This window comes from Alteromonas sp. AWM4_230 (genome assembly GCF_056158305.1).
In genome coordinates, this window is the sequence record NZ_JBSWTB010000001.1 from 2,503,659 (window position 1) to 2,517,600 (window position 13,942).

At 44.2% G+C, this 13,942-nt stretch carries 8 protein-coding genes and 1 pseudogene; 4 read left to right on the forward strand and 5 right to left on the reverse strand.

The genetic code is table 11. The annotated features are described in order from the left end of the window. Positions 1-104: 104 nt before the first annotated feature. From ACXACS_RS10655 to ACXACS_RS10665, 3 genes and pseudogenes are all read right to left on the reverse strand, one after another. The gene (locus tag ACXACS_RS10655) at positions 105-2,270 is read right to left on the reverse strand and encodes a S46 family peptidase (RefSeq protein ID WP_474806418.1); all 2,166 of its coding nucleotides are present in this window, start codon (positions 2,268-2,270) and stop codon (positions 105-107) included. Positions 2,271-2,579: 309 nt separating this feature from the next. After that, entirely contained in the window at positions 2,580-3,770 is a 1,191-nt protein-coding gene (locus ACXACS_RS10660; protein WP_474806420.1) for an amino acid aminotransferase, read from the reverse strand. A gap of 147 nt (positions 3,771-3,917) precedes the next feature. Beyond that, a pseudogene (locus tag ACXACS_RS10665) lies at positions 3,918-4,699 on the reverse strand (NRDE family protein). A 312-nt stretch (positions 4,700-5,011) separates the two neighbouring features. Between ACXACS_RS10665 and ACXACS_RS10670 the strand changes: the two are divergent. Both ACXACS_RS10670 and ACXACS_RS10675 read left to right on the forward strand, forming a co-directional pair. Further along, a complete protein-coding gene (locus ACXACS_RS10670) occupies positions 5,012-5,647 on the forward strand; it encodes a 1-acyl-sn-glycerol-3-phosphate acyltransferase (protein WP_474806422.1) in 636 nt (211 codons plus the stop codon). A gap of 96 nt (positions 5,648-5,743) precedes the next feature. Further along, positions 5,744-6,985: a cystathionine gamma-synthase family protein gene (locus ACXACS_RS10675; RefSeq protein ID WP_474806424.1), complete on the forward strand. Its 1,242-nt coding sequence runs from the start codon at positions 5,744-5,746 to the stop codon at positions 6,983-6,985. A 107-nt stretch (positions 6,986-7,092) separates the two neighbouring features. On the opposite strand, the gene ACXACS_RS10680 is transcribed toward ACXACS_RS10675, so the two are convergent. Continuing rightward, the gene (locus ACXACS_RS10680; RefSeq protein ID WP_474806426.1) at positions 7,093-9,558 is read right to left on the reverse strand and encodes a CHRD domain-containing protein; all 2,466 of its coding nucleotides are present in this window, start codon (positions 9,556-9,558) and stop codon (positions 7,093-7,095) included. Positions 9,559-9,798: 240 nt separating this feature from the next. Here ACXACS_RS10680 and ACXACS_RS10685 point away from each other — a divergent pair, with 240 nt between their 5' ends. Then, on the forward strand, positions 9,799-10,401 hold the full coding sequence (locus ACXACS_RS10685; protein ID WP_474806428.1) for an FMN-dependent NADH-azoreductase: 603 nt from the start codon (positions 9,799-9,801) through the stop codon (positions 10,399-10,401). Between the two features lie 167 nt (positions 10,402-10,568). On the opposite strand, the gene ACXACS_RS10690 is transcribed toward ACXACS_RS10685, so the two are convergent. Further along, complete coding sequence (locus tag ACXACS_RS10690; RefSeq protein WP_474806430.1) at positions 10,569-11,123, reverse strand: glutathione peroxidase; 555 nt, start codon at positions 11,121-11,123, stop codon at positions 10,569-10,571. A 179-nt stretch (positions 11,124-11,302) separates the two neighbouring features. Here ACXACS_RS10690 and ACXACS_RS10695 point away from each other — a divergent pair, with 179 nt between their 5' ends. Next, complete coding sequence (locus ACXACS_RS10695; protein WP_474806432.1) at positions 11,303-13,798, forward strand: S9 family peptidase; 2,496 nt, start codon at positions 11,303-11,305, stop codon at positions 13,796-13,798. The last annotated feature ends 144 nt before the right edge of the window (positions 13,799-13,942 follow it).

A 13,942-nucleotide genomic window follows, 5' to 3' on the forward strand; every position in this document is an offset into this window, starting at 1 on the left:
CTGTACTGAAATGGTACAGCTCCATAGTAGACGCTGCCTGGGCCGAAGGCACATGGAATTAAATTCGTGGGGATCCCTCAAACTCTGACCCCATTATTTAGTGGTTATTTTACGATGGTCATTTCTTCGATGAGGTTTGTTGCACCGTCAACGTATTCCATTACCCATAGCATGTAGCGGCTATCTACATGGATGGTACGGGTTGTTTTCGGGTCAAAGTCCCAATCTGAGTTAACGCTTTCAAATGTACCGTCAAACAACAACCCGATTAGTTCTGCTTTTGCGTTAAGCGTTGCAGAGCCTGAGTTTCCACCTGTAGAATCTAAATCCGTAAGGAAGTTAACCGGCACGCTATTGATGTCTTCAAGTTTGTACGGACCGTACTGCTTGTCTTCAATAAGCTCAAGCTGCTTTTTCGGTGAATCAAACGGTGTTTCGCCGGTATCTTTTTCCGTAATGCCTTCAAGACGAGTGAAGGGTTCGTAGATAAGGCCATCTTTTGGCAAACCGCCCATCACATTACCGTAAGTCACACGAAGCGTGCTGTTTGCATCTGGGTAAGCAAGGCTGCCTAAAGATTTTTGCCACTCAATAATCGCACTCATGTATTTAGGACGAAGTGCAGCAGCTTTACCGCTTAGCGTTTTGCTTTCATCTTCGATTGCCATTTCGGTATCGAAAAGTGCAACTGCCAGCTTAATGAATGGGTCATTGCTGTTTTCAAAATCAGCACGGCTTGCGGTTAACCATTTTAAACGTTCCTCAGTGCTTGTAAGTGAAGTATTGTCGTAAAACGCTTTTAACTTCTTCTGAAGTGTTTTTCCGTCAGTATCACCATCAATGCCTACTGCTTTATCGAAAGCCGCAACGCGGTTTTCTTCAGGCTGCTCTAGGTACATGCTGATCATCTTTTGCCACACAGCTTGATCAACAACCGCATCAAAACGGCGCTCAATGCGTTCTACGCCTTCTTTAATACGAATTTGGTCGCGCTCTTGATACCCACGCTCACGCTCGGCATCTGGCTTTTCTCTCTCAATAGCATTGCGATAGAGGTTTTGGGCAGAGGATAAAAGCTGTGCGCGACTTAGGTTGTTGTACCAGAAGTTTTGCTTATTCATTTGCATTTGTTCAGCGCTAACCGCATCAAGTGCGGCAAGTGCTTGCTTCATTTCACTCTTACCGTTTTTATCAAGCCATGTTGCCAGCTGCTCTTCACGTTCTGCGCGACGGGGAACGAGTCCAACACGTTTGGCGCCAGAAAGCTGCCCCAAGGTGTTTTTGTGAAAGTTGTTTAAGCCCGCTAGCGTTGCTTCATACTTAATGCGCGCATCACTGCCTTCTTCAGACGCATTTTCAATGGTTTTAATCCACGCATCCACCAGCTCAAGGTAGGTTGGATATAGCCAATCAAATGTGTAAGAGACTTGCGACAAACGGGCATAACGATTGGTTGAGCCCGGGTAACCCGCCGCCATTACAAAGTCGCCGTCTTCAAGGCCAGCAGCTGAAACTTTTAAGAAATGGTCTGGTTTAAATGGTACGTTGTCTTCACTGTAATCAGCTGGTTTGCCGTCTTTACCCACATAAGCACGATAGAAAGAAAAATCACCAGTGTGACGAGGCCACATCCAGTTATCTACATCACCGCCGTATTTACCGATGGAGTCAGCAGGCGCATAGGCAATACGCACGTCACGGATTTCCATTTGTTTAATAAGCTTATACTCAAGGCCTTGGAAAAACGAAGGAACAGAGCAGCGGAATCCTGCTTCAGATTCACATTCTGCAATCAAGGCTTTGCGATTTGCTTCAATGAGGTCGTAGCGCTCACGCCCTTGAACATCATCATCGATACCGCCAATAACTTTGTCGGTTACGTCAGAGAAATCCACAGTAACAAACATGCGAGTACCCGGTGCGGCGGGCAGTTCGTCACCAATTTCTTTTGCTAGAAAACCGTCTTTTAAGTAGTTGTTTTCTGGGGTGCTGTTGTATTGCACTGAACCGCGTGCGCAGTGATGATTGGTTACTGCTAAGCCTTTGTCAGACACAAAGGATGCTGAACACCCACCAAGTGATACAATTGCACCCATAGGAAAGGCGGTTAAATCGTTAATGCTGCTGGCAGGAATTGCCAAACCGGTTTCTTTTAAGTCTCCTGCAATTGAGGGGAGCTGTTCTGGGGTGAACATGCCTTCCTTAGCATCTACCTGCATAGCACTGCCTAGCAATGCGGCAGAAATACAAAATACACTTACTTTAGACATCAGTGATCCTTGTTCTTGTCGTTAATCTCATTGTGATACGTCAGTATTAATAAATACAAAGTTAACGTCTACGTTAACATCGTTATAGTGTAACGATATTGTTAAGTATGCCCTATGAAAAAGTATATAAAGCACAAGGTAAATTTGTTAGGAAGTGTGACTAACTGCAATTGAAAGCATGTATGAATACACTTGTCGCACAAGAAGCAAGGGCGAAAGGAGAAGGGAAAGGCGAATAATTCGAACGAAAACAAAAAAGGCAGAGTATCAAACTCTGCCTTTTGAAATTTTGAAACCGCTAGTTTTCAGCTAAAGCACTGATACCAATGCTTTCGCTAGTGTTTCAACGTTTTCTTGGTTGATGCCTGCAATGTTTACACGGCTAGAATCTACAAAGTAAACGCTATGCTTTTCACGTACTTCGCGTACTTGCTCTGGAGTGATACACAAGAATGAGAACATACCTTTTTGGTCGTTCACAAAGCTAAAGTCTTTTGGTGAACCATTGTCGTGAAGGTTTTGTACAAGCATTGAACGTAGTGACTTCATGCGATCGCGCATTTCGTTCACTTCAGTTACCCACTCGTTGTTAAGGGCTTCGTCAGCAAGAATAATGTCTACTAATGCACCACCGTAGCTTGGCGGCATTGAGTAGATGCCACGAGCGATAGACTGAATTTGACCCTGCGCAATTTTACGTGTTGCTGAATCTTCAGTGATAATAGCTGCTAAACCAACACGTTCGCGGTAAAGACCGAAGTTTTTAGAGCAAGACGCCGCTACAATTACTTCTGGAAGATTTTCGACCAACAAACGCACGCCATAAGCATCTTCGTCTAAACCTTCACCGAAACCAAGGTAAGCCACATCGATGAAAGGTAAGAATTCACGCTCTTTCGCTACTTCTAGTACTTCATCCCATTGTGCATTAGTAAGGTCAGCACCTGTTGGGTTGTGACAGCATCCGTGAAGAAGAACGATATCGCCTTTTTCAGTCTTGCGAAGGGTTTCCATCATAGCGTCAAAACGAATGCTGGCTGATGCTTTATCGAAGTACGGGTAGGTTTCAATTTTAAGGCCCGCAGAGCCGATAAGTGGAATATGGTTAGCCCATGTTGGGTCACTTACCCATACTTTGCCATTTTCATTACAACGCACTAGCAACTCTGAAAGAATACGCAGCGCGCCACAACCACCTGGAGCTTGAACCGCTGCAACGCGGTCAGCAAGAAGTACAGGGCTATTCTTACCTAAAAGCAAAGACAACATACCGTCGATAAAACCTTGGTTGCCTTGAGGCGTAATGTAGGTTTTGCTAGTTTCTTTGTCTAAAAGCACTTTTTGCGCTTTTGCGACACTTGAAAGAATAGGGGTATTACCTTGCTCATCTTTATAAACGCCAACACCTAAATCGATTTTATTTGGGTTGGTGTCTTCACGAAAAGCAGCTGACAGGCCAAGAATTGGATCTGGGGCGAGATGGGGTAATACTTCAAACACGATATGTCCTCACGTTACGTTGGTGTGCAATAATTAGCAGGCAGGCATTATGCCATCGATGGTAGAAAAAACGACCCCTAAAGGTTGAAAATATTTCAATTAACTTGCTTTATAAAGCGTAAACGAAAGTTTCATTTCAAAAATACCTTAAATTGAAAAAGAAAAGGCACGAGTTTCCAATGCTTTTCCTTTGTCTGAGAACCGACGTTCCTTCCAAGTGAGCGTATTGTTTTTATCACCAATACCAGAGTAAATGTACGCGTGCCGTATTTTTCGGTTTGAATGAAAATGGAAGATAACGCCTTTTCCCATTCATAACCTATCCCCGTGTCGGGTAGCTGGGCATCCTCTGCTTTGTTTTCGTGGCGTAAAATATCAAATAAATCGTCATAATTGATTGTGCTTTGATGCTGCACATAGTCATTTAAGGCAGTAACGCCTTGAGTGACTTTTGGCCATGGAGTAGCAATATCAGCATTTGACAACCCATACACACCGGTATCAATTGAGTGGGTCGAATTGTTTACGTTGTTGTAAACGCGAAGTGCAGTTACATCGCCAAATATTAAGTTATATCCGTTGTACTGGTGACGAGTTTCTTCAAGCGTAGCTAAATATGCTGACTGCTCGTCATAATCTTTTTGGGCCGGGTTTTGTTTAAGCCAATTAGCAGCTAATGCCCCGCGGGATACTGCATTTTTATTGATGTTGTGTGGGTCTCTCACATTGGTAAGTGCTGCAATTTTCCCGTTACGCGTAACACCCATCCAAGTGCCGTCAGCTTCTAAATCCTGCCCCGCAAGCAAGTGCGGGTGGCTTTCCCAAAATGTTGAAGGTGCAGTCGGTCTTGCGTAAAACTCGTCTCGATTCGCCGCAATGATAAGAGGGTAGTCATCTCGCATCTTGTTTGCGATAAATAAAATACACATAGCGTACTAGTGTCCTTTTCTTAACTTGTCCACCACACATAGCTGAATTGCTTCTGTTAACAATTGCGTTACATTTCTATTTTGATTACTCTTCGTTAATGTACGCGCAGTATGATGTGTTACGTGCAGTATAGTGTGTTACGTAATAAAGGAATATGCGGGTACAAAACAGAAAAAGAAAGCACGAAGGTAAATGAAGTATTGAAAGCAAACTGCCAATAATGCCATGTGATATAGCTCACCAGTATATAAATTGCCAAACCAAATCTTAAATAAAACCCAATATAGAACAAAAAGCAGAGCATAATAATAATGACAAAACCCTCGCATTCTAATAACCACTCTAAATTAGCCAGTAAAGTCGTCGTAGGGAGCAGTATCCCTCGTAAGTGGCCAAACTGGCTGTCGTCGTTTGCCGCATGGGTGCTCACAAAAAGAGGCTGGCAAGTAGAAGGCGAACTCATTAATCAGAAAAAAGCCATATTAGCGGTAGCACCGCATACATCAAACTGGGACTTTTTTATTGGCTTATTCGTGGTGTTTTCATTCAAGCTAAACATTAATTTTTTTGGCAAGCACACCATCTTTAAGCCACCATTAGGTGCCATTGTGAGGAGGCTAGGGGGCATTCCCATTGAAAGAAGTAAAGCCCACGGCGTGGTCACCTCTATTGCAAATAAAATTAAAGAGGCTGATCAGCTTATTCTTGCCTTAGCGCCAGAAGGTACTCGTAGCCCCATTTATCCATGGAAAATGGGGTTTATGCATATTGCACAGCAAGCTGAAATTCCTGTTCAAGTCATAGGTTTGGACTACGCTAGAAAAAGAATTGTATTGGGGCCAATTATTCAGAAAGTGACTAATATAGATGAACAAATGCAAACTATTTATACGTTTTATGATAATGTTTGCGCAAAATATCCTAAAAACTGCATTATAAAGCCATAACCATTTTTGTAAGTGGTATGTACGCACCTTTCTTACATAGACTAATACGGTGCGTATTTGGCTAGGTCGCAAACATCTATTTTCGGAGCTTCACCCGTGACAAAATTGGGATTCACAACCCGTCAGGTACATTCTGATCGCATGCTAAACACCCCGGAACATGGTGGTGTTCACAGCAGCACATCTAATTCGGTTCTTTTTGAGTTTAAAGATGCGCAAGGCATCATAGATGCGTTTCAAGGCAAGCGCGCAGCTCACGTATACTCTCGTTCTTCTTCGCCTTCGGTGGCTGCATTGCAAAATATGCTAAATGACTTAGAAGGCGGTGTAGGTACGTTATGCTACTCAACCGGTATGGCGGCCATAAGCAGTTCATTATTTGCCTTGTTAAAGGCGGGCGATCATTTAATCGTAAGCCAATACCTTTTCGGTAACACAAGAAGCTTTTTTGAAACAATTAAAGACTTCGGTGTGCAGGTTACTTACACTGATGTGACCGACATTCAACAAGTTAAAGAAGCGTATCAGCCAAACACAAAAGGTGTCTACACGGAAACCGTGGCAAACCCTGTAACTCAGGTTGCTGATCTTCATGCCATTGGTCAATTCTGTGAAGAAAAGCAAATGCTGTTTATGGTTGATAACACTATGACGCCGCCACCTGTTTTCTACGCAAAAGATGTTAAGGCATCATTGGTGTTTTGCTCATTAACCAAATATATAGCAGGTCACGGCAATGTATTAGGCGGCGCAGTAGTCGACACTGGCAACTTTGACTGGACAAAGTTTGACAACCTCAAGCCTGCTTATCAGGTTGCGGATACAGCTCAGTGGGGCATTACTCAAATCAAAAAGAAAGGCCTTCGTGATTTAGGCGCTACATTGGCACCTCAATCAGCCACGGCTATCGCTTTAGGCATGGAAACCTTAGATTTGCGTTTATCTCGAAGCCAACACAATGCTATGCAGCTAGCAACCTTTCTAGATAATCACCCTAAAGTTGCTAAAGTGTTTTATCCAGGTCTTGCCGACCATCCACAGCATTTTATGGCACGGGAATACCTTAAAGGTGGCTACGGTGCAATTTTGAGTTTTGATCTAATAGATGGTGCTGACCCTGTTGCGTTTTTAAACGAGATGGAGCTGGTAATCTGCGCTACCCACTTAGGCGATAATCGCACCCTTGCACTACCTGTGGCACCTACTATTTATTTCGAGAATACGGCAGAGGAACGTGAACTTATGGGGATTTCCGATACCATGCTACGTATTTCGGTAGGTATTGAAGATACTCAGGATCTGATTGCGGATTTCGAAGCAGCGCTAAACACGATATAGACAATGTTTTGCTAGGGTAAAGTACAGAAAAAGGGGCTTTCGCCCCTTTTTTATTTTGTTCTAATTGCCTTCAATATACTTAAAGCAATACGTGTGACCGGACCCTGTTAGTCAAAACCTAGCGTAATTTGTCCACGAATTTCACCGCTTGGGAATGCATCTGAGTGGAAGTTAGTGTAAAGACCTCCGTCTGCCATCACGCCCATTTGCTCATTGGTTAACGTAGTATTAGCTGGTACAGACCACATACCGCTGGTACCGGCAGTAAGTCCGATTAGAACATCTCCATTTACGCCCATTTCACCCTCATGAATGTGAGCCATGTTGGCTGTCATACCAGTTATAGTTACGCTTCCTGACAGTGCACCTGTTGATGTATTCAAAGTAAATGCACCAGCGCCGCTTGCTGTAGTAGTTACTGCAGGCACTTCTTGTAGGCCGTTGGCAATGATGCCGTACACTTCAATGTTGTCAGGCGTGATCTGACCTCGAATTTCGCCACCAGTATTGGCTGCTGTATGCACATTCACATAATGACCACCAGCCAGTAGTTGAGTAGCTGTAGCTTCATCTAGCGCTATGCTTCCGTCTGTCATCCAAACGCCAGCAGTGCTTTCACTTTCCACAAGTCCTACAAGTACGTCACCATTTTCACCAGCAAACCCGGTATGAATGTGCGCCATAGTCGCATTTTCAATAGTGGTTACCGCCACAAGAGAAACGTTGTTGTCCGTGGTATCGAAAAGCGCATAGCCAGACCCCATTGCCATGGTGTCAACCGCTGGCACCTCTTGGCTGCCGCTTAGTGAGAAGGTTACTACCGCAGTTGTGTCGGGTACAATTTGACCGCGCACTTCACCATTAGGGTTAGCGGTAGTGTGAACATTTAAATACCACTCACCGCTGGTAAGTGCGTCTAAGTTGCTAGGTGAAATATTAGTTTCAGCTAGAACATACGTACCATTGCCAGCATCAGTTAGTGGGAAGGCAACTGGCCCATTCATGCCGATGCCGCCATCGTGTACGTGTACACCCGTAACGTCAGTTAGGCCTGAAACGTCAACGCTTACACTAAATGCAGGCAAGTCGTCGTCAATCTCAACGACTGCTGTTGCAGTTGACATGGTATCAACAGCAGGCATTTCTTGTGAGCCACTTAAATTAACGTTGTAAGTCATGTCAGCGTTAAAAGCAGGTGGAGGTGGTGCTAGGCCATCAAGTAATGCTAATTGAGGTAAATCACCTTCCATTGCGCCGTCTAGTGCAATTGCCGTGTAAATTTCGCCATTTTCTAATGATAAGACGTCTGTTTCAATTGCCGCTGTCTTGGTACCAGTAGGCGTAACCGTCACTACGTAGTCACCTTCCGCCAAGCTTACGTAACCTGTTTCAACAAGCTCACCAGTCTCATAGGCAATATCGGTAAATGCCGGGTCAACCGCATCAATTTCACCATCTGCAGTTACGTAAATGTCTACGTTACCTGCTGAAGGTGAAGCATGTACAATGCGCACTTTAGCTTCTGTCGCGACTGAGCGAGGCATATCCACTAATACATCTAGCTCAGGTGCTGCTAGTACATTGTTCGCGATAGCGGTATAAGACATACCTACATCTAGTGTCAATTCTGCATCGTCAACAGCCACAACACTGTTGTCACTATCGGCTACAACATCAATTAAGTAATCACCCGCAGCAACAGACAGGTAATCGGTGGTGCGTGGGAACTGAATGCCGTCTACTAGCACAATCTCGTTATTGGCAATAACGTCCACCGCTGGCGCGTCGCTAATACCATGTACTACGCGAATTTCGGCACCTGCCTCTGAATCCCAAATTTTGAAACTGCTGTCACCGTCTGCTGCCAGTAATGTTACTGGTGAGTCACCTGTACCTACGTTATTAGTTGCGGCAATAAGCAAATCAGCACCGTCAGCTAAGTTAACCGTACCCGAGTCGTATACAACCGTTGTATCACCTGCCGGTGTAATGCGGATTTGATAATCGCCCGCAGGTACTTGAATCAAATCTGTTGCGTCGGTAAATTCGGCAGTAACAAGCGGCTGCTCGGCAGTGATATCTGTGTCTGGTGCTGTAACGTAAATATCAACCGTTGGGGCCATAGACGCTGCATGTACAATCTGTACTTGAGCGTTACCAGCATCAACCGCGGTTTCCATACTGGTCACAGTTAAAAGCGATAATGTTTCATCGCCAACATTACCGACGGCAAAAATATCGTAGTTCACGTCAGCTTCTAACGTTACGTCAGCTTGCAGCACTTCAGCGTTTTCACCTGGAAGAATACCTGTAACACCAATATCGTATGTACCTGTTTCCACCTCAAAACGCGATGAAGCGACTTGGTAATCAACGCTTTCAAGATCGTTGAGTATGGCGTCATTAGCAGTAATGTTTACCATTGGTGCGTCTGATGCTGCGTGAACAACTCGAACGTTTGCGTATTCTGGGGCGGGTGTGGGCTCTTGTACGACATCGTCGTCATCGTCAGAGCAGCCGATCAAAAATAGTGGTAAGATTGAACATGCAAGGAGCGCTTTGGTCCTTCTCATTTTTTGTATCCTCTTAATTGTGTTGTGGCAAACTCGATTACGCGAGGCAAATAAGAGAAGATCATCCTCCTTGCAACATTAACGTAATGTAATGTTTTCAAATAATTTACAAGGCTGTCTAGTTTTTCAAATTTCGTTCGATAAACTAGAACAGTTACCTCATTTTTTTGAGATTCTCATCCTAACTTATTCCGCTAATATGGTCGTGTACCACCTAAACAACACATATTGGAGTGCGGCATGAAAACAGTTTTAGCTATATTTTCCAGCCTTAGTGGCGAACAAGGTAATTCTTCAAAAATAGCAAACGAATATCTTTCAAAAATTGAAAGTGATGGCTCAGTACATATTAAGCGTGTTGATGTAGCCTCGCTGGCGCTACCTCACTTAACGGGAGAAGAGATGCAAGCGTGGATGACTGAAGCATCTGAGCGAAATGAATCACAGCAGGCATTGGCAAAAGTCTCTGACGATATTGTTGAAGCAGTGAAAGCGGCTGATGAAATTGTATTGGCAGTTCCAATGTACAATTTTGGTATTCCATCGAGCTTGAAAGCCTATTTCGACCGTATTGCACGAGCGGGCATAACATTTAAGTATACCGAGACAGGTCCTGTCGGTTTGCTAGAAAATAAATCAGCCACGGTTTTTGCTGCTCGCGGTGGTGTATATGCTGGGTCTGACTTCGATACACAGACGCCATACTTAAAACACTTTTTAAATTTCATAGGTATTAGCGATATAAAATTCGTTTATGCTGAAGGACTTAACATGGGCGAAGAGCAAGCAAACAAGGCTTTTGCTGAAGCAAGTGAAAAAATTAATGAACTAACCAACAACTAAACACACTAAATTAATGCAGTTAGCTAAAACGTAGGAAGTATGTTTTCAGCTAAAAGTGTGTTCCAAGTTGAGTGTGCTTGATTGCCCCGCCTGTTAGGCGGGGCTTTTTTATGCGCAGAGCTTTTACGGCTATGCTTTCAAATGAACAAGAATAAATAATTAAATACCTATTCACCTTTAATGAGTGCTTCTACATCGGCAATGAAGGCAGGATCAGTAGGTTTAGTTGAGCTTGGGTAATGAGTGATTTGTTTACCCGTGCTATCAATTAAGTATTTATTGAAATTCCAAGAGGGTGCTTTCCCGGTGGCGGTTTTTAGCATTCTATACATAGGATCTGCGTCGTCACCTTTTACCGATACTGGTTCGAACATCGGAAACTTCACGCCATAGGTTAATTCACATAGCTCTGCCGTTTTGCCCTCATCGCTGTCTTCTTGGTTGAAGTCGTGTGAAGGGAAACCTAGTACGACAAAGTCCTTATCTTTATAGTCGCTGTATAGCGCTTCTAATCCTTCAAATTGTGGCGTGTAACCGCAATAGCTGGCAGTGTTAACGACAAGTAGTGTCTTTCCCCCATATTCACTGCACAAATTTACCGTTTCTTGCGAGTTAAGCTTACGTTTCATAAATTTAAGTACGCTAGGGCACTCGTTCGCAAAGCTGGCAGATGTGAAAAAGCTGAGCGCAAGAAGCGCCGGTACAATACCTTTTGCTTTCATCGTGTTTTACCTCATCAGTTAATTTTTGTTATTTTGTTGAAGATCATCAGACCTTATTCCAAGACCATAAACGGCAATGGTTTACGTTTGGTTCACTATCACACTCGATGAACGTTAGCGCTTTAGCTATGGCTCTGCGTATAATGTTAACGATTTTTACATAACAACGACTTAAAATAATGAAAAAATACTCTTCTTTACTCATCGCGGCTAGCGTTACTTTTGCGTTGGGCGGATGTGCGAGCACCACTAACGAACCCTCTAGCCAAACAACCTCAACATCGCTTCCGGCTGCCATAGTTCAACAAACCGTTACACCAGCTGTAGCGCCCCAGAACAGCGCGCAAAAAGGTGAAATTACTTTAAAGCAAATAATGTCAGATCCTCAATGGATAGGCGCGCTACCTGAAGGTATGGGGTGGTCGGTGAATGGCGATAAAATTGTTTTTGAAAAGGGAAGACAAGATAGTGCACTGACAGATGTCTATATTGCAGAGCTTTCTAACCCAGCAAACGCCGTAAAAGCACCATTGTCCGATTTGCACAAATACCGTTTTGACGAACGCGTAGTAAGAAATGATGGTGTAATTGCTTATTCATTTGAAGACAGTGTTTATGTGCAATTTACCAACGGTGAAACCGTGCGTATCGCGCGTGGAGGGAATGCGCTGTCAACGCTTTCATTTATGACTGATGGCCGCTTAATGGCGTTAAGCGGTAACAAATTTATTGCTATAGACCTATCTAACGGCACCCGCGAAGAATTATTGAGCTGGGAGTTTAGCGACGAACCCAAAACGGTTGAGCCGCCTAAAGATTATATTGCCGAGCAGCAACAGTCGCTGGTGGAATACATCAAACTACAGCGCAAAAACAGACAAGAAAAAGACGACGCTCAAAAAGCGTTGGCCAAAGAAAACAGCAGTGTAGCACCTACGCCGTTTTACTTTGATAAGTCGCATCGACTAGCGGGTATTAGCGTATCACCTGCGGGTAACTTTGCAGTAGTCGCCACCACGGAAAGTAAGCCGACTCGTGATGACAGCGACATTATGCCGCATTATATCCAAGAAGACAGCCGTATCGCCGCGAAACCAGTACGCCAACGTGTGGCTGATGCAGAATCGGTAAATCACACACTTTGGCTGCTAAATATTAAAACTGGCGAGAAAAGCGAACTTAAATACTTCAATCTGCCTGGTTACAATGACGACGTACTTGCAGACGTAAAAGCAGAGAACGCAAAAGCGAAAGGCACAACTTATGAAGTGAACCGTTTGCCGCGCGACATTACCTTACTGCAAAGCTGGTATTGGACTAAGCCTTCGATTCGCTGGCACAAAAACGGTAACGCTGTTGCCGTAATGCTAGAAGCGTGGGACAACAAAGACCGCTGGATTGCAACGGTCGACTTAGCGAATAAAACGCTAGAAAACCAGCATAGGCTTCATGACGATGCGTGGGTAAACTACCGTTTCAACGCATTTGATTGGCTAAATGACAGCGAAACACTTTACTATCAGTCTGAGCATACTGGTTACTCTCACTTATACGTTCAAAAGCCTGGCGAGAAGCCTGTCGCGCTAACCAGCGGCCGTTTTATTGTTGACGATTTAACGCTTTCTAGCGATGACAATTATATCTACTTTAAAGCTAACATGGAGCATCCAGGGCTTTACGAAGTTTATCGAGCTGATTTAAGCGACAATACCATCGATACCATGACTGATTTGAATGGTATGACAGACTATTCACTTAGCCCTGATGGTGAACATTTGCTGCTAAGCCATAGCAAGGTGAATCAGCCACAAGAGCTTTACATTAAGCCAGCAAACGAAGCAACAGCGGCAAAGCAAATCACGCAAAGCACCAGTGCAGATTTTAATGCACTTCCATGGGCGGTGCCTAACATCGTTGCTATTGAATCGTCGCATACCGATGCACCTATTTACGCTAGGGTATATCTACCTGAAAATTACGATAAGTCAGCGCCAAATAAAGCGGTAGTGTTTAACCACGGCGCAGGCTATTTGCAAAACGCTCACATGGGGTGGTCTGGTTACTTCCGGGAATACATGTTCCATAGCATGCTAGTGCAGCAAGGCTATGTAGTACTAGATATGGACTATCGCGCTAGCGCTGGCTATGGACGTGATTGGCGAACGGCTATTTATCGCCAAATGGGTACGCCTGAAGTGCAAGATTTGCGTGATGGTGTTAACTGGCTTGTTGAAAATGCAAATGTAGATCGTGAGCGTATTGGCACATACGGCGGTTCATACGGCGGCTTCTTAACCTTTATGTCTATGTTTACCGCGCCAGATCTGTTTGCGGCAGGTGCAGCGCTTCGTCCGGTAACCGATTGGGCGCATTACAACACGCCATATACGGCAAACATACTGAATACGCCTGATATCGATCCTATTGCCTTTGAGCGTAGCTCGCCCATATATTTCGCAGGTGGACTAGAAAAGCCATTGCTTATCAATGCGCCTATGGTTGATGACAATGTGTTTTTCCACGACACCGTGCGATTGGTACAGCGCCTCATTGAGCTAGAGAAGGAAGATTTTGAAACAGCTATTTATCCGGTAGAGCCACATGGTTTCGTACAGCCAAGCTCTTGGCTTGATGAATACCGCCGTATCTACAAGCTATTCGAAGAAAACTTATAGGCAAAACCGCGAGTGCAACCCAGTGATTAAAAGCCACTGAGTTGCTCACAGCGCAATAGCTATTAAAGACGGATAAATGCTTACTAAAAAGGCCCAAACTCAACGAATTCGGGCCTTTTTTAATATCGTAATTCTCTTACTAAA

Coding starts and splice junctions, on each gene's coding strand:
- ACXACS_RS10655 (WP_474806418.1), bottom strand. CDS start 2,270: ATGTCTAAAGTAAGTGTATTTTGTATTTCTGCCGCATTGCTAGGCAGT.
- ACXACS_RS10670 (WP_474806422.1), top strand. CDS start 5,012: ATGACAAAACCCTCGCATTCTAATAACCACTCTAAATTAGCCAGTAAA.
- ACXACS_RS10680 (WP_474806426.1), bottom strand. CDS start 9,558: ATGAGAAGGACCAAAGCGCTCCTTGCATGTTCAATCTTACCACTATTT.
- ACXACS_RS10685 (WP_474806428.1), top strand. CDS start 9,799: ATGAAAACAGTTTTAGCTATATTTTCCAGCCTTAGTGGCGAACAAGGT.
- ACXACS_RS10690 (WP_474806430.1), bottom strand. CDS start 11,123: ATGAAAGCAAAAGGTATTGTACCGGCGCTTCTTGCGCTCAGCTTTTTC.
- ACXACS_RS10695 (WP_474806432.1), top strand. CDS start 11,303: ATGAAAAAATACTCTTCTTTACTCATCGCGGCTAGCGTTACTTTTGCG.